19 protein-coding genes are annotated in these 20,744 nt (G+C 64.2%); 13 read left to right on the top strand and 6 right to left on the bottom strand.

Features of this window, described 5'->3' with window-relative positions:
* Window positions 1-508 precede the first annotated feature (508 nt).
* Window positions 509-1,285, bottom strand: coding sequence for an enoyl-CoA hydratase (locus G3N59_RS35870; protein ID WP_205987737.1), 777 nt, complete (start codon window positions 1,283-1,285; stop codon window positions 509-511).
* A gap of 138 nt (window positions 1,286-1,423) precedes the next feature.
* Between G3N59_RS35870 and paaN the strand changes: the two genes are divergently transcribed.
* The 5 genes from paaN to paaK all read left to right on the top strand — a co-directional run bounded on the left by paaN (window position 1,424) and on the right by paaK (window position 7,113).
* Window positions 1,424-3,124, top strand: a complete 1,701-nt coding sequence (paaN, locus tag G3N59_RS35865; protein WP_205987736.1) for a phenylacetic acid degradation protein PaaN — start codon at window positions 1,424-1,426, stop codon at window positions 3,122-3,124.
* Window positions 3,125-3,221: 97 nt separating this feature from the next.
* Window positions 3,222-4,424, top strand: a complete 1,203-nt coding sequence (gene pcaF, locus G3N59_RS35860) for a 3-oxoadipyl-CoA thiolase (RefSeq protein WP_205987735.1) — start codon at window positions 3,222-3,224, stop codon at window positions 4,422-4,424.
* Window positions 4,425-4,490: 66 nt separating this feature from the next.
* Window positions 4,491-5,282, top strand: a complete 792-nt coding sequence (gene paaG, locus G3N59_RS35855; RefSeq protein WP_205987734.1) for a 2-(1,2-epoxy-1,2-dihydrophenyl)acetyl-CoA isomerase PaaG — start codon at window positions 4,491-4,493, stop codon at window positions 5,280-5,282.
* A 1-nt stretch (window position 5,283) separates the two neighbouring features.
* Window positions 5,284-5,763 (top strand): hydroxyphenylacetyl-CoA thioesterase PaaI, encoded by a 480-nt coding sequence (gene paaI, locus G3N59_RS35850; protein ID WP_241024824.1) that lies wholly within the window; start codon window positions 5,284-5,286, stop codon window positions 5,761-5,763.
* Between the two features lie 51 nt (window positions 5,764-5,814).
* A complete protein-coding gene (paaK, locus tag G3N59_RS35845; RefSeq protein WP_205987733.1) occupies window positions 5,815-7,113 on the top strand; it encodes a phenylacetate--CoA ligase PaaK in 1,299 nt (432 codons plus the stop codon).
* Window positions 7,114-7,199: 86 nt separating this feature from the next.
* Here the strand turns inward: paaK and G3N59_RS35840 are convergent, their stop codons facing one another.
* Complete coding sequence (locus G3N59_RS35840) at window positions 7,200-8,531, bottom strand: MltA domain-containing protein (protein ID WP_241024823.1); 1,332 nt, start codon at window positions 8,529-8,531, stop codon at window positions 7,200-7,202.
* A gap of 131 nt (window positions 8,532-8,662) precedes the next feature.
* Window positions 8,663-9,037, bottom strand: a complete 375-nt coding sequence (gene apaG, locus G3N59_RS35830) for a Co2+/Mg2+ efflux protein ApaG (protein ID WP_205987732.1) — start codon at window positions 9,035-9,037, stop codon at window positions 8,663-8,665.
* Window positions 9,038-9,336: 299 nt separating this feature from the next.
* Between apaG and rpe the strand changes: the two genes are divergently transcribed.
* The 8 genes from rpe to G3N59_RS35790 all read left to right on the top strand — a co-directional run bounded on the left by rpe (window position 9,337) and on the right by G3N59_RS35790 (window position 16,964).
* Window positions 9,337-10,032: a ribulose-phosphate 3-epimerase gene (rpe, locus tag G3N59_RS35825; RefSeq protein ID WP_205987731.1), complete on the top strand. Its 696-nt coding sequence runs from the start codon at window positions 9,337-9,339 to the stop codon at window positions 10,030-10,032.
* Window positions 10,029-10,736, top strand: coding sequence for a phosphoglycolate phosphatase (locus G3N59_RS35820; protein WP_205987730.1), 708 nt, complete (start codon window positions 10,029-10,031; stop codon window positions 10,734-10,736). The genes rpe and G3N59_RS35820 overlap by 4 nt, the downstream gene beginning before the upstream one ends.
* A gap of 489 nt (window positions 10,737-11,225) precedes the next feature.
* Window positions 11,226-12,719 carry an anthranilate synthase component I gene (trpE, locus tag G3N59_RS35815; protein ID WP_205987729.1) on the top strand — a complete coding sequence of 498 codons (1,494 nt, stop codon included), beginning with the start codon at window positions 11,226-11,228 and terminating at the stop codon, window positions 12,717-12,719.
* Between the two features lie 18 nt (window positions 12,720-12,737).
* The gene (locus tag G3N59_RS35810; RefSeq protein ID WP_027819241.1) at window positions 12,738-13,313 is read left to right on the top strand and encodes an aminodeoxychorismate/anthranilate synthase component II; all 576 of its coding nucleotides are present in this window, start codon (window positions 12,738-12,740) and stop codon (window positions 13,311-13,313) included.
* 16 nt (window positions 13,314-13,329) lie between these two features.
* Window positions 13,330-14,358, top strand: coding sequence for an anthranilate phosphoribosyltransferase (gene trpD / locus G3N59_RS35805; RefSeq protein ID WP_205987728.1), 1,029 nt, complete (start codon window positions 13,330-13,332; stop codon window positions 14,356-14,358).
* 34 nt (window positions 14,359-14,392) lie between these two features.
* Window positions 14,393-15,178 carry an indole-3-glycerol phosphate synthase TrpC gene (gene trpC, locus G3N59_RS35800; RefSeq protein WP_205987727.1) on the top strand — a complete coding sequence of 262 codons (786 nt, stop codon included), beginning with the start codon at window positions 14,393-14,395 and terminating at the stop codon, window positions 15,176-15,178.
* Window positions 15,179-15,198: 20 nt separating this feature from the next.
* Complete coding sequence (locus G3N59_RS35795; RefSeq protein WP_205987726.1) at window positions 15,199-15,825, top strand: CYTH domain-containing protein; 627 nt, start codon at window positions 15,199-15,201, stop codon at window positions 15,823-15,825.
* Between the two features lie 158 nt (window positions 15,826-15,983).
* A complete protein-coding gene (locus G3N59_RS35790; RefSeq protein WP_205987725.1) occupies window positions 15,984-16,964 on the top strand; it encodes a uracil-DNA glycosylase in 981 nt (326 codons plus the stop codon).
* 100 nt (window positions 16,965-17,064) lie between these two features.
* Here the strand turns inward: G3N59_RS35790 and G3N59_RS35785 are convergent, their stop codons facing one another.
* The 3 genes from G3N59_RS35785 to G3N59_RS35775 form a co-directional block, all read right to left on the bottom strand.
* Entirely contained in the window at window positions 17,065-17,661 is a 597-nt protein-coding gene (locus G3N59_RS35785; RefSeq protein ID WP_205987724.1) for an NAD(P)H-dependent oxidoreductase, read from the bottom strand.
* Between the two features lie 224 nt (window positions 17,662-17,885).
* Entirely contained in the window at window positions 17,886-19,676 is a 1,791-nt protein-coding gene (locus tag G3N59_RS35780; protein ID WP_205987723.1) for a PDZ domain-containing protein, read from the bottom strand.
* A gap of 177 nt (window positions 19,677-19,853) precedes the next feature.
* Entirely contained in the window at window positions 19,854-20,585 is a 732-nt protein-coding gene (locus G3N59_RS35775) for a DsbC family protein (protein WP_205987722.1), read from the bottom strand.
* Window positions 20,586-20,744: the final 159 nt, after the last annotated feature.

Here is a 20,744-nt window from a genome sequence, read left to right as displayed (position 1 = left end):
GTTCAATCTGAGCCAGGATCAAACTCTTCAGTTTAAACCTGTTACTGTTTTCGGTTCTCTCGAACCGGTCGCTCACTCAAAGCTGACAGGAATTTGAATTACTTCAAAAACCTGACTTACTTTTGTGCGAGACTCTTGATACTTTTGCCACTCCCGGCGAATTCCGGAGAACTCATCGGGCCGCATTATCATCAAGCGCCCACACTTATCGGCTGTAAATTTTTAAAGATCGATTCGCGAACACCAGCCAGACATCCAAACTTTCCGGCGGGTTCTGCGTCGCTGCGTCAGCAGCAGAGAAACGAGATTATGAAGGCTCTTCTTCGTTTCGTCAACATCTTTTTTTATGCTACTGCTTAAAAGACGCTGCCGGATCGAACCGCCGTGTTTCTGTCGGCGGCTTCGCTGCGGTACGGCGTGCAGCGAAGGGGGCGAATCTTAGCGCTATGGGCGCCACCCCGCAAGGGGGTGGCTGCAAAAAATCCACCCGCCCTCGCCCGCGCACCGCTTATTTGTTCTTGAACGCCGGTTTGCGCTTCTCAACGAACGCGGTCATCCCTTCCTTCTGATCTTCGGTCGCAAACAGCGAGTGAAACATGCGGCGCTCGAAATGCACGCCCTCGGCGAGCGTTGTCTCGTAGGCGCGATTCACCGCTTCCTTCGCCATCATGACTGCGGGCAATGAATACTCGCTGATGGTCGTCGCGGCAGCGATCGTCTCCGTGAGCAGATCCGCAGCCGGAATCACACGCGACACCAGCCCCGCCCTCTCGGCTTCATCTGCATCCATCATTCGCGCCGTCAGGCACAGATCCATTGCCTTTGCCTTGGAGACCGCGCGCGGCAGGCGCTGCGTCCCGCCCGCACCCGGAATGACGCCGAGCTTGATTTCCGGCTGCCCGAACCTGGCGGTGTCGGCCGCGAAGACCATGTCGCACATCATCGCCAGTTCGCAGCCGCCGCCCAGTGCGAAGCCCGCGACCGCCGCGATGATCGGCTTGCGGATCGAGCGGATCGTCTCCCAGTTGCGCGTGATGTAGTCGCCCTTATAGACATCCATGAAGCCGTAGCTCGCCATCATGCCGATGTCGGCGCCGGCGGCGAACGCTTTCTCGCTGCCCGTGATGACGATCGCGCCGATACCTTCATCCGCGTCGAACGCCTTCAGCGCCGCACCCAGTTCGTCCATCAACGCATCGTTCAGCGCATTGAGCGCTTTCGGGCGATTCAAGGTGATCAGGCCGACTTTGCCGCGCGTCTCGACCAGGATGTTTTCGTACCCCATACGTCCTCCTTCCCTCTAAAGAAAGTCCCCAAAAAAATCTTTTACGCCGAAGTTTGACTAATGCTAACATTTGCCAACCAACCGGTCGGTCAATTAATTGGCACGGGCCTCTACTCACCCCTCAATTCAAGTCGAGCCATGACACATCCGTTGTTCGCCAAGCACGAAGGCCTGCTGCAGAAAGCGTTGGCCGCCATCGAAACACGCGGGTACTGGAGCCCGTTCAGCGAAATGCCAAGCCCCAAAGTGTACGGGGAAACCGCCAGCGCAGAGGGTGAAGCCGCGTTCAAGGCGCACCTCGATCGCAGCTTCGAACTCGATCAGCCCTCGACCGGAGAAACCGTCGGCAGCGAGACTTCGCCGTTTGGCTTCGCGCTCGGTGCGCGCTATCCGAAATCGACGCCCGATCAGCTGATCGACGCCGCCCAGCAGGCGCAACGCGACTGGCGCGCAGCCGGCCCGCAGGCATGGGTCGGCGTAAGCCTCGAAATTCTCGAGCGACTGAATCGCGCGAGCTTCGAAATTGCGTTCAGCGTGATGCATACGACCGGCCAGGCCTACATGATGGCCTTCCAGGCAGGCGGCCCGCACGCTCAGGACCGCGCGCTCGAAGCGGTGACCTATGCGTGGGATCAGCTGCGTCGCATTCCGGCCGATGCGCACTGGGAAAAGCCGCAAGGCAAGAATCCGCCGCTCGCGATGCAAAAGCGCTTCGCCGTCGTGCCGCGCGGCACCGGTCTCGTGCTCGGCTGCTGCACCTTCCCGACCTGGAACGGCTATCCGGGCCTGTTCGCCGATCTGGCGACCGGCAATACGGTCATCGTCAAGCCGCACCCCGGCGCGATTTTGCCGCTCGCGATCACCGTGCGCATCGCCCGCGACGTGCTGCGCGAAGCCGGCTTCGATCCGAACGTCGTCACGCTGCTGGCGACCGATCCCAACGACGGCGCGCTTGTCCAGCAACTCGCACTGCGCCCGGAAATCAAGCTGATCGATTTCACCGGCAGCACGCAGAACGGCGACTGGCTCGAACGCAATGCCCACCAGGCGCAGGTCTATACCGAGAAAGCCGGCGTGAACCAGATCGTGATCGATTCCGTATCCGACCTGAAAACCGCCGCACGCAACATCGCCTTCTCGCTCTCGCTGTACTCGGGCCAGATGTGCACCGCGCCGCAGAACATCTATGTGCCGCGCGATGGTATCGAGACCGCCGAAGGCCACGTGAGCTTCGAAGCCGTGGCACAAGCCATCGCCGGCGCCGTCACGAAATTCGTGGCCGATCCGGCACGCGCCGTGGAAGTGCTCGGCGCGATCCAGAACGACGGCGTGACCGCCCGCATCGACGAGGCGCGCAAGCTGGGCACCGTACTCGCAGATAGCCAAACCCTCGAGCACCCGCAATTCCCTGGTGCACGCGTGCGCACGCCGCTCGTCCTCTCGCTCGACGCGGCCCGCGACGCCGCCTCGTTCACGCGCGAATGGTTCGGCCCGATCTCGTTCGTGATCGCGACCGACTCCACCGCGCAGTCGCTCGATATCGCCGGCACGACCGCACGCGACCACGGCGCGCTCACGCTCTCTGTATACAGCACGAGCGACGCGGTGATCGACGCCGCTCACGACGCCGCGATCACCGGCGGCGTAGCGCTGTCGATCAATCTGACGGGTGGCGTGTTCGTGAATCAGTCGGCGGCTTTCTCGGATTTCCACGGCACCGGCGCGAACCCCGCCGCCAACGCCGCGCTGGCCGACGCCGCGTTCGTGGCGAACCGCTTCCGCGTGGTTCAAAGCCGCGTCCATGTTGAACCGAAAGCGGCTGCGCCAACAGTCGGCTAAACGGCCTATGCCGTTTGGCCGAATGGCGCACGAATCCCCTTCCCTCTAGCATGTCCGGCACGAGTGCACTTCCGCGCTCGTGCCGCAGGAATCCGAGATGACCGAAGCCTATATCTGCGATGCGATTCGCACTCCGTTCGGCCGCTACGGCGGCGCCCTCAAGGACGTGCGCGCCGACGACCTCGGCGCCGTGCCCATCCGCGCGCTTGTCGAGCGCAATCCCGGCGTGGACTGGCGCGCGCTCGACGACATTCTCTACGGCTGCGCCAACCAGGCGGGCGAAGACAATCGCAACGTCGCGCGTATGTCCGCGTTGCTTGCGGGCTTGCCGGCGGACGCGCCCGGCGCCACGCTCAACCGGCTGTGCGGCTCGGGGCTCGATGCGGTGGGCAGCGCCGCGCGCGCCATCAAGGCAGGCGAGGCGCATCTGATGATCGCGGGCGGCGTCGAAAGCATGACACGCGCGCCGTTCGTCATGGGCAAGGCAGCATCGGCCTTCTCGCGCGAATCCGCCATTTACGACACCACCATCGGCTGGCGTTTCGTCAACAAGCTGATGAAGCAGCAATACGGCGTCGATTCGATGCCGGAAACCGCAGAGAACGTCGCGGTCGATTTCAACATCAGCCGCGCCGATCAAGACGCGTTCGCGCTGCGCAGCCAGCAGAAAGCCGCACGCGCGCAACAAGACGGCACGCTCGCGCAGGAAATCGTTCCGGTCGAGATTGCACAGAAGAAAGGCGATCCCGTGCGCGTAACGCTCGACGAGCATCCGCGCGAAACGTCGCTCGAAGCACTCGGCAAACTCAAAGGCGTAGTGAAGCCGGATGGCACGGTCACGGCGGGCAATGCATCGGGCGTGAACGACGGCGCCTGCGCGCTGCTGCTCGCCAGCGACACCGCCGCCAGCAAGTACGGCCTGCGTCGTCGCGCCCGCGTGCTGGGCATGGCCACGGCCGGCGTCGAGCCGCGCATCATGGGCTTCGGTCCCGCGCCCGCCACGCAGAAGCTGCTCAAGCAGCTCGGCATGACGATCGACCAGTTCGACGTGATCGAGCTCAACGAAGCCTTCGCCTCGCAAGGGCTCGCGGTACTGCGCGCACTCGGCATCGCCGGCGACGATGCGCGCGTGAACCCGAACGGCGGCGCCATCGCGCTCGGTCATCCGCTGGGCGCATCGGGCGCGCGTCTGGTCACAACAGCGCTGCATCAACTCGAACGTACGCAGGGACGCTACGCGCTCTGCACGATGTGTATCGGCGTCGGTCAGGGCATTGCGCTCGCCATCGAGCGGGTCTGAGCGGCAACAGAACGGCGTAGCACACCGCCGGGCGGCAGGCGCGGCGGATACAGGAGGAGACAGGCAATGCCCTTTGAAACGATCCGCGTCGAAATCGACCCTTCCACGCATGTCGCGACAATCACACTGAACCGCCCGGACAAGCTCAACAGCTTCACGCGCGCCATGCACGGCGAACTCGCACAGGCGCTCGACGAAGTCGAAAAAGCCGGTTCGCGCGCGCTCGTGCTGACCGGTGCGGGTCGCGGTTTTTGCGCAGGCCAGGATCTCGCCGATCTCGATTTCACGCCGGGCGCGATGACCGACCTGGGCGCGCTCATCGACACGCATTTCAATCCGCTCATCAGAAGGCTGCAGGCGCTGCCGATGCCGGTGATCGCCGCCGTCAACGGCACGGCCGCCGGCGCAGGCGCGAATCTCGCACTCGCCTGCGATCTCGTGCTGGCCGCGCGCAGCGCGAGCTTTATTCAGGCTTTCGTGAAAATCGGACTCGTGCCGGATTCGGGCGGCACATGGTTCCTGCCAAAGCGCGTGGGCATGGCGCGCGCGCTCGGACTGGCAATGACCGGCGACAAACTCAGCGCCGAAAAAGCCGAAAGCTGGGGCCTCGTCTGGCAAGTGACGGATGACGCCGAACTCGCGGCCACGGCCACCGCATTTGCCGCACAACTCGCAAAGCAGCCCACGCGCGCCATTGTTGCCACGCGTGAAGCCTTGCGCGCCTCGGCCACGAATACGCTCGACCAGCAGCTCGATCTCGAACGCGACCTGCAACGCGAACTCGGCAATTCGCACGATTACGCGGAAGGCGTGCAGGCCTTCATCGAAAAACGCGCACCGCGCTTCGAGGGCCGCTGATATGTCCACATCCGCATCGATTCGCGCCCACGCCGGCATGTCGCCCGACGAACTCGCACGCGCCACCGCGCAGGCCATGTACGAAGCCGATGGGTGCAGCCGCGCGCTCGGCATGGAACTGCTCGAAGTGCGCGCCGGCTACGCGCGCCTGTCCATGGCCGTGCGGCCCGAGTTTCTCAACGGTCATCAGATCTGCCACGGCGGGATGATCTTCACGCTGGCCGATTCGACCTTCGCGTTTGCGTGCAACTCGTACAACGCAAACACGGTCGCGGCGGGTTGTGCGATCGAATTCCTGCGCCCGGTCCAGCCCGACGACGTGCTCACCGCCGAAGCCGTCGAACAGGTGCTATCCGGCCGCACCGGCATCTACGACATCCGCGTGACGAACCGCGCAGGCGAAGCGGTGGCGATGTTCAGAGGCAAATCCGCACAGATTCGCGGCACCGTGATTCCCATCGAAGGCCAGGCGGAAGACTGAACAAAAAGCCAGCCCGCCCCGCAAACCATTCTTATAGTTACGGAGACATTCATGACTACCACGCTGCCGCTCGAGCCGATCGAAACGGCCAGCCGCGAAGAACTCGCGGCGCTTCAGCTCGAACGGCTGAAATGGTCGCTCACTCACGCTTACGAGCATTCGCCGGTGTATCGGCGCAAGTTCGACGAAGCGGGCGTCCATCCGTCCGAACTGAAAACGCTCGCCGATCTCGCACGCTTTCCGTTCACGACAAAGAAGGATCTGCGCGACAGCTATCCGTTCGGGATGTTCGCCGTGCCGCAGGAGCAGATTTCGCGCATTCACGCGTCGTCGGGTACGACGGGCAAGCCTACGGTGGTCGGCTATACGGCGAAGGATATCGATACGTGGGCGAATCTCGTCGCGCGTTCGGTGCGGGCGGCGGGCGCGCAGCGTGGCGACAAGGTGCATATCAGCTACGGCTACGGTCTGTTCACGGGCGGTCTCGGCGCGCATTACGGCGCGGAGCGCGCGGGTCTCACGGTGATTCCGTTCGGCGGCGGCCAGACTGAAAAACAGGTGCAACTGATCCAGGATTTCCGCCCCGACATCATCATGGTCACGCCCAGCTACATGCTGGCGATCGCCGATGAAATGGAGCGTCAGGGAATCGATCCGGCGTCGACGTCACTGCGCATCGGCATCTTCGGTGCGGAGCCGTGGACCAACGACATGCGTACGGCGATCGAAAAGCGCATGGGCATCAAGGCCGTCGATATTTATGGGCTCTCCGAAGTCATGGGTCCGGGCGTGGCGTCCGAGTGCGCCGAAACCCAGGATGGCCCGACCATCTGGGAAGACCACTTCTATCCCGAGATCATCGACCCGGATACCGGCGAAGTGCTGCCCGACGGCGAGTTCGGCGAACTCGTTTTCACCTCGCTCACGAAGGAAGCGTTGCCGATCGTCCGCTATCGCACGCGCGATCTCACGCGTCTGCTACCAGGCACGGCGCGCACCATGCGCCGCATGGAAAAGATCACGGGCCGCTCGGACGACATGCTCATCATCCGCGGCGTGAACGTGTTCCCCACGCAGATCGAAGAACTGCTGCTCAAGCAGCCCGCGCTCGCGCCGCACTATCAGATCGTCCTCACCAAGGAGGGTCCGATGGACGTGATGACGCTGAACTGCGAGCCCTGCCCCGAAACCGCGCCCGACTATGGCGCGCTCGATGCCGCGGCGAAGGCGCTTGCTTACGACATCAAGGCGCTGATCGGCGTGACGGCGAAGATCAATGTGCTGGATGTGAACGGTATCGAGCGTTCGGTCGGCAAGGCGCGCCGCGTGATCGACAAGCGGCCCAAATAAGCTCAGCGAATCGAACAACGCACGCAGCAACAAAAAAAGCCGGCATGAGCCGGCTTTTCACATCTGCCCGAGCGTCGCGAAAGCGCTCAGGAATTCGGGAACAGCAGCCACATGCGGCCGCCCTGCTTCATCTTGCCGGCCAGGTCGCCCGCGTCGTCGCCGAGACCCCAGAAGTAGTCGGCGCGCACGCCGCCCTTGATCGCCGTGCCCGTGTCCTGCGCGAACACGAGGCGATTGAGCGGCGTGTTCGTGAGCGGCCGCGTGGTCGTCAAAAACACCGGCGTGCCCAACGGGATCGACGAAGGATCGACGGCAATCGAGCGCTCCGGCGTGAGCGGCACACCCAGCGCGCCGATCGGGCCATCTGCGCCGCCTTGCGCCGCGCTCTCGGCCGACGGCATTTCGCGGAAGAACACGAAGCGCGGATTGGTATCGAGCAGCGCATCGACGCGCGTCGGATTTGCGCGCGCCCAGGCCTTGATGCCCTGCATGGTCGCCTGCGCGGGCGTGAGTTCGCCGCGATCGAGCAACCAGCGGCCAATCGACTTGTACGGCTGGTTGTTGGTGCCGCCAAAGCCCACGCGCATCACGCTGCCGTCTTCCATGACGACGCGCCCCGAGCCCTGCACCTGCAGGAAGAACGCTTCGATCGGATCGTCGACCCAGACAAGTTCGTTGCCGTTGAGCACGCCCGAGCGTTCGAGCTGCGCGCGTACCGGCAGCGGCGTGCCCGCGCGATAACCGGACGGCCAGCGATACAGCGCAGTCTGATAGACGCCGTGGCGCGTGCGCGAGCCATGCAGCAGCGGCTCGTAGTAACCGGTCACGAGACCGTCGAGCGTGCCGTCGTTATTGGCGAATTGATACGGCGTGAAGTACGTCTCGAAGAACGTGCGCGCGCCCGAGGCGTCGAGATCGTCGAGTTGCGAAGCCGCCGCACAGGCGCGCTGCCAGCGCGGTTCGCGCGCCAGCCGCGTGCAGTTGGCGCGCAGCGCGGCCGTCGCGCCAATCAGCGAATCGTCCTGCCAGCCCGGCACCTGCTGCCACGCCACCGGCGTGAGACGCGCGGCCGCGATCTGGCCGGGCAAGGTGGGCGCGCCTTTGGGCGGTGCCGTGCGCGTGTAGTTCGAACCGCCGCACGCGGCCAGCAATGCCGCGAGCGATGCCGCACCGATCCAGCCGGCGACCTGCTTGCCGAGCCGCGTGCCCGCGCGCTTCGTCGCACGCGTCGAAATGAACCGGCGCACCGATGCGCGCGCCGCCGTTAATTCCGGCATCAGGCCGGAAGTGCGCGCCAATTCTGGCGCACAATCTGCGTTGTTTTCGATGGAAGCCGCCATGTCTGATCTGCTCGACGAATACCCGATGCTCATGTTTGGGCTGGAAGCGCTGCTCGCGCTCCTCCTGTTGATTTTCATCGTTGTATGGACCGCGTCGGGCAGGAAAAAGCGAGCCCCGCACGACCGGCGTGACTAGCAGACCCCAAATTCGGGCAACGGTTCAAAACGATGACTGCAACAGGTGAAATGGCGCGCGCCAACGCTTCAGTTCAGTGAAGCGTGCGCGGCATGCGCAGGACGAACTCGGGCACGGGCGCTTCGAAGCGTTCGGCGTCTTCGGCCACGCAGAAGTATTCGCCGCGCATCGTGCCTACGGGCGTGGCGATCACGGCCCAGCTCGTGTATTCGAACTGCTCGCCTGGCTTGAGCAACGGCTGATGGCCGACCACGCCGAGCCCCTTCACTTCCTGCACGTGGTCTTCGCTGTCCGTGATGACCCAATGGCGCGCGATCAGTTGCGCGCTCACCTGGCCGGTGTTGCGAATCGTCAGCGTGTAGGCGAAAGCATATTGCCGGCGCTCCGGGTCCGATTCTTCGGGCAGGTAGCGCACCTGCGAGGTCACGCTGAATTCGTACTGACTCATCCTTGTTCCATGTGCCGGGCCACTTGGCCGCTGTGACGGGCCGCCCGATATGCGGGGGACATGGGATGGCATTCTGCTTGATGCGCCCGCCCCCCGCAACCCGGCATCGCCCGCAGATCCGCCTCCGGCGCGGCTCGCCAGTCTGTCCCCGCGCGCTGGGCTTCGTCTGCTTTCGCACCAGCGCGGTGCACCGTCCTGGCCGGATGGCCAACGTTGCCGGAAAGCGCCTTCGGACGAGCAGGCCGCCCTCGCTCTGACGGTAAAATACGGTTTTCCCGTCTGTCTTTCCGATTGCCGCCATGACGCAATTCCGCATCGCTCCCAGCATCCTCTCGGCCGACTTCGCGCGGCTTGGCGAGGAAGTCCGTAATGTTGTCGCCGCCGGCGCCGACTGGATTCACTTCGACGTGATGGACAACCATTACGTGCCGAACCTCACCATCGGCCCGCTCGTGTGCGAGGCGATCCGCCCGCACGTGGACGTGCCCATCGACGTGCATCTGATGGTGCGCCCGGTCGACCGCATCGTGCCCGATTTCGCCAAGGCCGGCGCGAACCTGATCAGCTTCCACCCGGAAGGCTCGGATCACATCGACCGCACGCTGTCGCTGATCCGCGACCACGGCTGCAAGGCCGGTCTGGTGTTCAACCCGGCCACGTCGCTGAGCTATCTCGACCACGTGATGGACAAGGTCGACCTCGTGCTGATCATGTCGGTGAACCCGGGCTTCGGCGGCCAGTCGTTCATTCCCGAAGCGCTCAACAAGCTGCGTGAAGCACGCGCGAAGATCGACGCCTACACGGCGCGCACCGGCCGCGAAATTCACCTTGAAGTGGATGGCGGCGTGAAGATCGACAACATCGCCGAAATCGCCGCAGCAGGCGCAGATACCTTCGTCGCCGGTTCGGCCGTGTTCGGCAAGCCGGATTACAAGGCGGTGATCGACCAGATGCGCGCACAGCTCGCCACGGTCAAGGGCGCGGGCGCGCAATGAGCGCCACCGTCAAGTTCACGGCGCCGCGCATCGAAGCGGCGCTGATCGACCTCGACGGCACCATGGTCGATACCGCCGACGACTTCGCCGCCGGCCTGAACGGCATGCTCGCCCAGTTCGACGCCGAGGAAACCACGCGCGAAGAAGTGATGGGTTATGTCGGCAAGGGTTCGGAACATTTGATCAAGAGCGTGCTCGCCCCGCGTTTTGCGCAAGATGAAGCCCAGTCGCGCTTCGACGAAGCGCTGGCGCTTTATCAGGACGAGTACGCGAAGATCAACGGCCGCCACACGCATCTGTATCCCGATGTGGAAGCGGGTCTGGCCGCGCTGCGCGATCAGGGCATTCGTCTTGCCTGCGTGACCAACAAGCCGCATCGCTTTGCCGTCGAGCTGCTTCAGCAATACGGCCTCGCGCGCTACTTCGAGGTCGTGCTGGGCGGCGACAGTCTGCCGAAGAAGAAGCCCGATCCGCTGCCCATGCTCACGGCGTGCGAGCGCCTGGGCGTGAAACCGCAGGCGGCCGTCGCTATCGGCGATTCGGAAAACGACGCCATCGCCGGCCGTGCAGCCGGTGCGGCAACGCTCACGGTGCCCTATGGCTACAATCACGGCCAACCTGTACAAAAAATTGAGTCGGATGGTATAGTTGCCACGCTGCTTGAGGCGTCCAACGCCATCGCAGCACACAATCTTCTGACCTAAGTTCTGTACTTACCGTCACCTTATCCTCATGTTTCTGAATAAAAAACGGAGTCTGAGCAGCATCGACCGGGGAGCCTGGCCCTGGCGTCGCTGGTCGCGCTAACCTCACTCGAGGTTCGCTGAAGTCGCGCGCAAGCCCCTCTTCAGCTCCGTTTTTTACTTCGCTGCGCGCTTGCGCGTGTTTCGTCCCACTCGTCTCTACACTGTTGCGGTTACCCGTCGGCTGGTTTTGCCGTGGGCTTTCGCCGTCCTTGCATGCCGATCTCGCGCATGCCGGGCCGCCAGCGCCTACGCCACACCTCGCTGCCGATTGTCCGCACTCCGGCCCGGCAAGTGCTCGCGCACCTGCACGACAACGGGCCGCACGAGCGAGCGCCAGCGTACTCAAGCACTCAAAACAGACGCCATCGCGCACACGCCGCGCCCCTTTTTGAGCCGCACTGGGCCCGCACCCGACGTCGCGAACGGCAGCACGCACAGGATCGGAACATGACCGAACTCGAATTTCAGTCCCTCGCCAACGAGGGCTACAATCGCATCCCGCTGATCGCCGAAGCACTGGCCGATCTCGAAACGCCGCTTTCGCTGTATCTGAAGCTCGCGCAACCCGAGCGCGGCGGCGCCAACTCCTTCCTGCTGGAATCCGTCGTGGGCGGCGAGCGCTTCGGGCGCTACTCGTTCATCGGCCTGCCCGCACGCTCGCTGATCCGCGTGAAAGACGGCGTCTCGGAAGTCGTGCGCGACGGCCAGGTGATCGAAACGCACAACGGCGATCCGCTCGAATTCATCGCTCAATACCAGTCGCGCTTCAAGGTCGCGCAGCGTTCGGGCCTGCCGCGTTTCTGCGGCGGTCTGGCCGGCTACTTCGGCTACGACGCGGTGCGTTATATCGAGAAAAAACTCGCGACGACCTGCCCGCCCGACGATCTCGGCCTGCCCGACATCCAGCTGCTGCTCAGCGAAGAAGTCGCGGTGATCGACAATCTCGCGGGCAAGCTCTACCTGATCGTCTACGCCGATCCGCAAACGCCCGAGGCCTACACCAAGGCGAAACTTCGCCTGCGTGAGCTCAAGCAGCGTCTGCGCGCCACGGTGCAGCCGCCGGTCACGACGGCGAGCGTGCGCACCGAGACCTATCGCGAATTCAAGAAGGACGATTACCTCGCGGCCGTGCGCAAGGCGAAGGAATACATCGCGGCGGGCGAGCTGATGCAGGTGCAGGTCGGCCAGCGCCTGACCAAGCCGTATCGCGATAATCCGCTCTCGCTGTATCGCGCGCTGCGTTCGCTGAACCCGTCGCCGTACATGTACTACTACAACTTCGGCGAATTCCACGTGGTGGGCGCGTCGCCGGAGATTCTGGTGCGTCAGGAACAGCGCGGCGAAGACCGCATCGTGACGATCCGTCCGCTCGCCGGCACGCGTCCGCGCGGCAACACGCCCGAGCGCGACGCCGAACTCGCGACCGAACTGCTCAACGATCCGAAGGAGATCGCCGAGCACGTCATGCTGATCGACCTCGCGCGCAACGACGTGGGCCGTATCGCCGAAATCGGTTCGGTGACGGTGACCGACAAGATGGTCATCGAAAAGTACTCGCACGTGCAGCACATCGTCAGCTCGGTCGAAGGCAAGCTTAAACAGGGCATGACGAATTACGACGTGCTGCGCGCGACCTTCCCCGCCGGCACGCTGTCGGGCGCGCCCAAGGTGCGCGCGATGGAACTGATCGACGAACTCGAACCCGTGAAGCGCGGCCTGTACGGCGGCGCGGTCGGCTATCTCTCGTTCAACGGCGAGATGGATCTGGCCATCACGATCCGCACGGGCGTCATCCACAACGGCAATCTGTATGTGCAGGCCGCAGCCGGCGTGGTGGCCGATTCGGTGCCCGAGTCGGAATGGCAAGAGACGGAAAACAAGGCGCGCGCCGTGCTGCGCGCCGCCGAGCAGGTGCAGGACGGCCTCGACAGCGACTTCTGATTTGAGCGGAGATAGACCATGTTGCTCATGATCGACAACTACGATTCGTTTACCTACAACATCGTCCAGTACTTCGGCGAGCTTGGCGAAGACGTCCGCACGCATCGTAACGACGAAATCACCATCGACGAGATCAAGGCGCTCAACCCCGAGCGCATCTGCCTCTCGCCGGGCCCGAGCAATCCGCAGAACGCGGGCATCACGCTCGACGTGCTGCGCGAATTCGCCGGCAAGACGCCGATTCTGGGCGTGTGCCTCGGCCATCAGGCTATCGGCGAAGCATTCGGCGGGCGCGTCGTGCGCGCCAAAACCATCATGCACGGCAAGGTCAGCCAGATCGAAACCGATTGCAAAGGTGTGTTCGCCGATCTGCCGAAGCACTTCAACATCACGCGCTATCACTCGCTGGCGATCGAGCGCGAATCGCTGCCCGATTGCCTCGAAGTGTCCGCGTGGACCGAAGACGGCGAAATCATGGGCGTGCGCCACAAGACGCTTGCGGTCGAAGGCGTGCAGTTCCATCCGGAATCGATTCTCTCCGAGCACGGCCACGCGCTCTTCGAGAATTTCCTGAAGCAGACCAAGCGCGCGTAAAGCGGGAGGCACGAACATGATTACCCCTCAGGAAGCGCTGCAACGCACGATCGAGCACCGCGAAATCTTCCACGACGAGATGCTGCATCTCATGCGCATGATCATGCGCGGCGAGCTGTCGCCGGTGCTGTCGTCGGCCATCATTACCGGCCTGCGCGTGAAGAAGGAAACCATCGGCGAAATCACGGCGGCCGCGACGGTGATGCGCGAATTCGCGCATCACGTCGAGGTGAAGGACAACTCGAATTTCATCGATATCGTCGGTACGGGCGGCGATGGTTCGCACACCTTCAATATTTCCACGGCGTCGATGTTCGTCGTGGCGGCGGCGGGCGCGAAGGTCGCCAAGCACGGCAATCGCGGCGTCTCCAGCAAATCGGGCAGCGCGGATGTGCTCGACGCGCTCGGCGTGAATATCGATCTGCAACCGGATCAGGTTGCCGCGTCGATCGCCGAAACCGGCATGGGCTTCATGTTCGCGCCCAACCATCATCCGGCGATGAAGAACATCGCCGCCGTGCGCCGCGAACTGGGCGTGCGCACCATCTTCAACATCCTCGGCCCGCTCACCAATCCGGCCGGCGCGCCCAATCAGTTGATGGGCGTGTTCCATGCCGACCTCGTCGGGATTCAGGTGCGCGTGATGCAGCGCCTGGGCGCAAAGCACGTGCTCGTGGTGTACGGCAAGGACGGCATGGACGAAGTGTCGCTGGGCGCGGCCACGCTCGTGGGCGAACTGAAGGACGGCGAGATTCGCGAGTACGAAATCCATCCGGAAGACTTCGGTCTGCAGATGGTGTCGAACCGCTCGCTGAAGGTCGAAAACGCCGACGAATCGAAGGCCATGCTGCTGGGCGCGCTGTCGAACGAAGCGGGCACGGCACGCGAAATCGTCGCGCTCAATTCCGGCACGGCGCTCTATTCGGCGAACGTGGTCGATTCGATCGCGGACGGCATCGCGCTTGCGCGCGAGACCATCGCCAGCGGCCGCGCGCGCGCCAAAGTCGATGAACTGGTACGCTTCACGCAACAATTCAAGCGCTAACCCGCTGATCCAGCACCGTTTTTAGCAGACCATCATGAGCGACATCCTCCAGAAAATCATCGCGGTGAAGCACGAAGAAGTGCGCGCCGCCGAGCAGAGCGCCCCGCTCGAAGAACTGCGTCTGGCCGCGAGCACACGCGATCTGCGCGACTTCGTCGGCGCGATGCGTGCGAAACACGCGAACGGCCAGGCGGCCGTGATCGCCGAAGTGAAGAAGGCCAGCCCGTCGAAAGGCATCCTGCGCGAGCACTTCGAGCCCGCCGAAATCGCGCGCTCGTATGCCAATCACGGCGCCGCCTGCCTTTCCGTGCTCACCGACGTGCAGTTCTTCCATGGCAGCGTCGAGTATCTGCAGGCCGCGCGCGCCGCGTGCGATCTGCCGGTGCTGCGCAAGGACTTCATCGTCGATCCGTACCAGATCGTCGAAGCGCGCGCGATGGGCGCCGATGCGATCCTGCTGATCGCCGCCGCGCTCGAACCGCAGCAGATGCGCGATCTCGAAGCACTGGCGCATTCGCTCGGCCTCGCCGTGCTGGTCGAGGTGCACGACCGCGAAGAACTCACGCACGCGCTCACGCTGAAGACGCCGCTCATCGGCATCAACAACCGTAATCTGCGCACCTTCGAAACGACGCTGCAAACCACCATCGGCATGCTCGACGATGTGCCGGAAGACCGCATCGTCGTGACGGAATCGGGCATTCTGTCGCGCGCCGATGTCGAGAAGATGCGCGAACTGGCCGTGCATTCGTTCCTGGTCGGCGAGGCGTTCATGCGCGCCGAACAACCGGGCGCGGAACTCGCCCGCATGTTCTTCTGAGTTTCGGGATACAGGCTGTCATGGGTATCGAACGCGAAATCAAGCTCGCGCTGCCGCAGGATCAGGTGGACGCCGCGCTGCGTTTCTTCGAAACGCGCGCGGGCGCGCCTGGCCACGCGATCCGGCTGGAGAACATCTACTTCGACACGCCGGAACTGACGCTCGCGCGGGCGAAAAGCGCGCTGCGTCTGCGCCGTGCGCCGGAAGGCTGGCTGCAAACCTTCAAGACCGTGGGTGTGGCGCAGAATGGTCTGCATGCGCGGCACGAGTGGGAAATGCCGGTGGCGGGCGAAGCGCTGGAAGTCGGCAAGCTGCTGCACGAATGCGATGAAGCGGGCGTTTCGACGGCGCTTTCCGCCGCTGCTGCGAACCTGATTCCGCTCTTTCGCACCGACTTCACGCGCACGCTCTGGACCTTGACGGTGGCGGGCACGCAGGTCGAAGCGGCGGTCGATCAGGGCGAGATCGTGGCCGAGGTGAACGGTGAGACCCGCCGCGCGCCCATCTGCGAAATCGAGCTGGAACTGAAAGACGGCGACGAAGCCGCCCTGCACACGCTCGCGGATGAACTCGCGAAAGCGCTGCCGGGCCTCGCCCCGGACGACATCAGCAAGGCCCAGCGCGGTTACAGGCTGCGCGAAGGCTAAATCCAGAACCCTCAGGCGGCGCGATACAATCGCGCCGTTTTTTATCGCCCGACACTTTCAGCGCGAACCCGCAGTTAGTTGCACAACAAATACCGAAGCGCCCCACGCCGCGCCCGCCGCATTGAACCGCCGCGAGTTTGCTGCGACACTTCCCGCCCATGACATCCACGAAACGCACGCGCGCCGCGACGCCGGTGCAAGCCTCGCTCTTCGACGACGCTCTGCCCGATCTCGCGCAGGCCACCCTCGACGACCCGGCCTTGCCTGAAGTCGATCCGCGCCAGATCACGATTTTTTCGCTGTTCGGGGATGACGAATTTCCGCTGCCGGCTGCCACGAGCACCGCAGCAACCCTGCAAGACGCCGCACCCGTGCCCGCACCTGCTCCCGCCAAAACCATGACCCAGACCGCTGCCGCACCCGCGCGCCTCGAAGACCAGTTCGCCGCCCTGCCCGCTGCGTGGCGCGGCCTGCTCGATCCGTTCATCGCCAGCGACGCCTTTGCGCCGCTCTGCACATTCGTCGACGCCGAGCGCGACGCGGGCAAGACCGTCTATCCCGCCGATGTGTTCCGCGCGCTGCGCCTGACCTCGCCCGACGACGTCAAAGTGGTGATCCTCGGCCAGGACCCGTATCACGGCGACGATCGCGGCACGCCGCAGGCGCATGGCCTGGCGTTTTCGGTGCCGCCGGGCGTGCGTCCGCCGCCGTCGCTGCGCAATATGTTCAAGGAGATCGCGGCGAGCCTGGGCATCGACGCGCCCGCGCACGGTTGTCTCGACGCCTGGGCGCGTCAGGGCGTGCTGCTGCTCAACACCGTGCTGACGGTCGAGCGCGCCAACGCCGCGAGCCACGCGAAGCGCGGCTGGGAACGTTGCACCGATACGCTGATCCGCGAACTCGCCACGCGTCACCAGAATCTGGTGTTCATGCTCTGGGGCGCGCATGCGCAGAACAAGCGCGCGCTGCTCGGCAATGGCGAGCATTGCGTGCTGGAAGCGCCGCATCCGTCGCCGCTTTCGGCGCATCGCGGCTTTCTGGGCTGCGGGCATTTCGTGCAGGCGAACGCCTACCTGCAGGCCCACGGCCGCCAGCCGATCGAATGGCGCTTGCCGGAAGTCGGCGAAGTGCTCGCCTGAGGTTTTTCTCGCCAGCACAAACGCCATAAAAAAACGCCACGAAATCGCTTTCGTGGCGTTTTTGCTTTGCCGCGCAACGAAGCGCGGCCTGCGTCATTGCTTAAGCAGCGGCGATGGCTTCGCGCGCGCCGGCGAGCGCTGCGCTGGCAGCTTCCGGGCCCATGTTCAGGCCTTCGGCGTAGATGAAGTTCACGTCGGTCATGCCGAGGAAGCCCAGGAACGACGTCAGGTACGGCGTCTGGCTGTCGTGCGCGGTGCCTTGGTACTTGCCGCCGCGTGCCGACACCACGAACACCTTCTTGCCCTTCACGAGGCCTTCGGGGCCGTTCGCCGTGTACTGGAACGTGATGCCAGCGCGGGCGATCCAGTCGAAGTACGTCTTCAGTTGCGACGAGATGCCGAAGTTGTACAGCGGCGCACCGATCACGACGATGTCGGCGGCTTGCAGTTCGGCGATCAGTGCTTCGCTGCGTGCGGCGATAGCCTGCTGTTCCGGCGTGCGCTGGTCGGCGGGCGTGAAGAACGCGCCGAGGACGCTGTCGTCCAGGTGCGGCAGCGGATCGGCTTGCAGGTTACGCGAGACGACTTGCGCGCCCGGATTCGATTGTTGCAGCTTGGCCGTCAATTCGTTGACGAGCAGCGTCGACTGGGCGCCTTGCGAGCGGGCGGCGGAATTGATTTGCAGGATCGTGGTCATGGTCACTCCTTCGGGTCTGTGTGCGCGGTGTTGCGCGAGTGGAGCCATTGTGTTTTTTTGCTGCGCCCCGAAAAAGTAGCCCGCCGATGACGGATTGTTGCAACGGTAGAACAATCGCGGGCATAAAAAACGGCGGGGCCGGATCGGCCTCGCCGCTTCTTGTGGGGTGCGGCGGCGTTCGTCGCGCCGCCGGATCAAGCGATCAGACCAGTTTCAAGCCAAAATCAGGCCGCCAGCCAGCGATCGCGCAGCGTGCGCGAGGCCGGACGCTTGTCGGTGACGCTGAGCTTGTAGCGCGCGATATCGGGCGCGTCGAGCGTGAGGCGCGCAACGCGCAGTTCGTCGCGGCGGAACGCGTGGATCTCCACCTTCGCGCCCGCTTGATAGCGCGAGAGCAGCGTGTCGAGATTGCCGCCGGTCACGCGCAGGCCGTCGAGCGCAATCACCACATCGCCGGCCGATAGCCCGGCCTTCTGCGCCGCGCCGCCTTCGTAGACCACCGCGAGCGTGGCTTCCGCGCCGCCGCGCAGGCGCGCGCCCAGCGACGGCTTTGCGCCGCGTTCCGGCTCGCCTTCGAGCTTGACGCCGAACGGCTCCAGCAGCGTCGCCAGCGGCAGATCGCGCGTGCCGCGCACGGCATCGGCGAACAGCGCGCCCAGTTCCACGCCGGTGGCTTCGGCGATCAGCGCTTCGACATCGTCCTCGCCCACGCCCACCGGCTTGCCGCGATAGAAGTCGCGGCCGTAGCGCTGCCACAGCAGACGCATCACATCGTCGAGCGACTTGCGGCCGCTGGTTTCCGTGCGGATCGCCAGATCGAACGCGAGCGCGACCAGCGAGCCCTTCGTGTAATAGCTGACGATGGCGTTGGCTGCGTTCTCGTCCTGGCGGTAGTACTTGACCCACGCGTCGAACGAGCTTTCCGCGACGCTCTGCTTCAGGCGCCCCGCGCCGCGCAGCACCCCGGCCACCGTCTTGCCGACGAGGCCGAAGTAGTCATCGACGGAAATCAGGCCGCTGCGCACCAGCACCAGATCGTCGTAGTAGGACGTGAAACCTTCGAACAGCCACAGCAGCGAGGTGTAGTCCTCCTGCGCGAGGTCGTAGGGCACGAAGGCCGCGGGCTTGATGCGCTTGACGTTCCAGGTGTGGAAATACTCGTGGCTGCACAGACCCAGATAGGTGCGGTAGCCCTCGGTCATCTCGGTCTTGCCTTTCACGGGCAGATCGGTGCGATTGCAGATGAGCGCCGTCGATGCGCGGTGTTCGAGGCCGCCGTAACCGTCGCTCACGGCCTGCGTCATGAAGACGTAGCGCTCCATCGGCGCGCGTTTGGTGCGCGGCTCGAACATCGCGATCTGCGCTTCGCAGATCTTCTTCAGATCGTTCGACAGACGCTCCATGTCGAGCGCCACCACGCGGCCGGCGATCACGATATCGTGCGGCACGTCATGCGCCTTGAAGCTCGCGAGCGTGAATTCGCCGAGCGTCACCGGATGATCGATCAGCTCGTCGTAGTTCGCCGCCGTGTAATCGCCGAAGCCATAGCGCTTGGTGCCGCGCGCTTCCGGCAGCGCGGTCGCCACGCGCCAGTGACGGAACGCGTGACCGTCCGGGCGCTGGATATCGACGATATGCTGCGCGTCCTCGTGACCGAGCGCCGCGAGAAATACGCTCGTGCCGTTGAAGAAACCGGTCATGTCGTCCAGATGCGCGGCGCGCACCGACAGATCCCACGCGTACACCTCGTAGCGCAGCGTGAGCGCGCCCTTGACCGGCGCGGCCTGCCACGAATGCTTGTCGGTCTTGGTCACGCGCACCTTGCGGCCCGCTTCGTTGGTGGCGCGCAGCGTGACGATGTTGCGCGCGAATTCGCGCACCATGTAGCTGCCCGGAATCCACACGGGCAGCATGAAGCGCTGGCCGTCCGGCGCGGGATCGGCGACGGTGAGCGTCACCTCGAACAGATGCGCGGCGGGATTCTTCGGGACGATGGTGTATCGGATCGGCTTCATCGGCTAGGTGTGGTGACGATTCGTGGTGACGATTCGGTAAGCGTTAGGTCCAGCGTTCGCGCGGCGGGGCGCTCGTGGCGCGCGTCTGCGAAACGCGGGACGGCAAAAATTCGGCGAAAAATCTGGCAGACAAAAAAGTACCGGCCGCAGAAGCGGCCGGCGGATTCGGGCGAGGCGTCAGTGCGCGGCGCTCAGCTCGCTTTCGAGCTTGTCGGCGCTGACCGCGCCCGGCAGGCGGCGGCCATCGGCCAGAATCACGGTGGGCGTGCCGTTCACGTTCATCTTCGCGCCCAGCTTCAGATTGCTGTCGATCGCGGCCGTGTTGCAGGTGCCGGCAGCGGTGGGCGCCTTGCGGTCCACCATCCACGATTCCCACGCCTTGGCGCGGTCCGTCGAACACCAGATCGACTTGGCCTTGGCCGTCGAATCGTCCGAGAGCACCGGATAGAGGAAGGTGTAGACCGTCACGTTGTCGATCGACTTGAGCGTGGTCTCGAGCTGATGGCAGTACGGGCAGTTCGGATCGGAGAACACCGCGATCGTGCGCTTGCCGTTGCCCTTCACCACCTTCACCGCGTTTTCGAACGGCAGCTTGGCAAAATCGACCTTGTTCAGTTCGGCCAGACGCGCTTCGGTGAGATTGCGGTGCGCTTTCGTATCGACGAGATCGCCGGTCAGCACGTAGTCGCCGTTGACGTCGCTATAAATGATCTGCGTGCCGAGGTTCACCTCGTACAGACCGGCGACGGGCGCTTTCTGGATGCCCTTGATATCGCCGGCATCGACGCCCAGACGCTGCTGCAGCGCGGCCTTGATCTTGTCGGTGGTCTGGTCGGCCTGTGCCGAGCAGCCGAGCACCGAGGCGGCCGCCGCGACGACGAGCGCGGCAATGCGGATACGCTTTTGCATGGAATGCTTTCCTGATTCGGGAACGCGGCGCAGGTTCGGTGCGCGACACGGTCCAGGTGAAATTCGGGCGCGGATCGGATCGATATCGGTCGATTCGATCGAACCTGACGCCGGCACGGCCTGATCCGCCATTCTAAGCCGCTTGAGGCCTGGAGCATC

The sequence above is a fragment of the Paraburkholderia sp. Ac-20340 genome, from assembly GCF_017104965.1.
Taxonomy (GTDB): Bacteria; Pseudomonadota; Gammaproteobacteria; order Burkholderiales; family Burkholderiaceae; genus Paraburkholderia.
This window is presented reverse-complemented; position numbering and strand designations above follow the sequence as displayed.

Coding starts and splice junctions, on each gene's coding strand:
- G3N59_RS35795 (WP_205987726.1), top strand. CDS start 15,199: ATGGGTATCGAACGCGAAATCAAGCTCGCGCTGCCGCAGGATCAGGTG.
- trpE (WP_205987729.1), top strand. CDS start 11,226: ATGACCGAACTCGAATTTCAGTCCCTCGCCAACGAGGGCTACAATCGC.
- G3N59_RS35870 (WP_205987737.1), bottom strand. CDS start 1,285: ATGGGGTACGAAAACATCCTGGTCGAGACGCGCGGCAAAGTCGGCCTG.
- paaI (WP_241024824.1), top strand. CDS start 5,284: ATGTCCACATCCGCATCGATTCGCGCCCACGCCGGCATGTCGCCCGAC.
- trpC (WP_205987727.1), top strand. CDS start 14,393: ATGAGCGACATCCTCCAGAAAATCATCGCGGTGAAGCACGAAGAAGTG.
- G3N59_RS35840 (WP_241024823.1), bottom strand. CDS start 8,531: ATGAAAATCAACAGGAGGAGCGCGAGCAGCGCTTCCAGCCCAAACATG.
- pcaF (WP_205987735.1), top strand. CDS start 3,222: ATGACCGAAGCCTATATCTGCGATGCGATTCGCACTCCGTTCGGCCGC.
- paaG (WP_205987734.1), top strand. CDS start 4,491: ATGCCCTTTGAAACGATCCGCGTCGAAATCGACCCTTCCACGCATGTC.
- G3N59_RS35785 (WP_205987724.1), bottom strand. CDS start 17,661: ATGACCACGATCCTGCAAATCAATTCCGCCGCCCGCTCGCAAGGCGCC.
- paaN (WP_205987736.1), top strand. CDS start 1,424: ATGACACATCCGTTGTTCGCCAAGCACGAAGGCCTGCTGCAGAAAGCG.
- G3N59_RS35780 (WP_205987723.1), bottom strand. CDS start 19,676: ATGAAGCCGATCCGATACACCATCGTCCCGAAGAATCCCGCCGCGCAT.
- apaG (WP_205987732.1), bottom strand. CDS start 9,037: ATGAGTCAGTACGAATTCAGCGTGACCTCGCAGGTGCGCTACCTGCCC.
- trpD (WP_205987728.1), top strand. CDS start 13,330: ATGATTACCCCTCAGGAAGCGCTGCAACGCACGATCGAGCACCGCGAA.
- paaK (WP_205987733.1), top strand. CDS start 5,815: ATGACTACCACGCTGCCGCTCGAGCCGATCGAAACGGCCAGCCGCGAA.
- G3N59_RS35810 (WP_027819241.1), top strand. CDS start 12,738: ATGTTGCTCATGATCGACAACTACGATTCGTTTACCTACAACATCGTC.
- rpe (WP_205987731.1), top strand. CDS start 9,337: ATGACGCAATTCCGCATCGCTCCCAGCATCCTCTCGGCCGACTTCGCG.
- G3N59_RS35820 (WP_205987730.1), top strand. CDS start 10,029: ATGAGCGCCACCGTCAAGTTCACGGCGCCGCGCATCGAAGCGGCGCTG.
- G3N59_RS35775 (WP_205987722.1), bottom strand. CDS start 20,585: ATGCAAAAGCGTATCCGCATTGCCGCGCTCGTCGTCGCGGCGGCCGCC.
- G3N59_RS35790 (WP_205987725.1), top strand. CDS start 15,984: ATGACATCCACGAAACGCACGCGCGCCGCGACGCCGGTGCAAGCCTCG.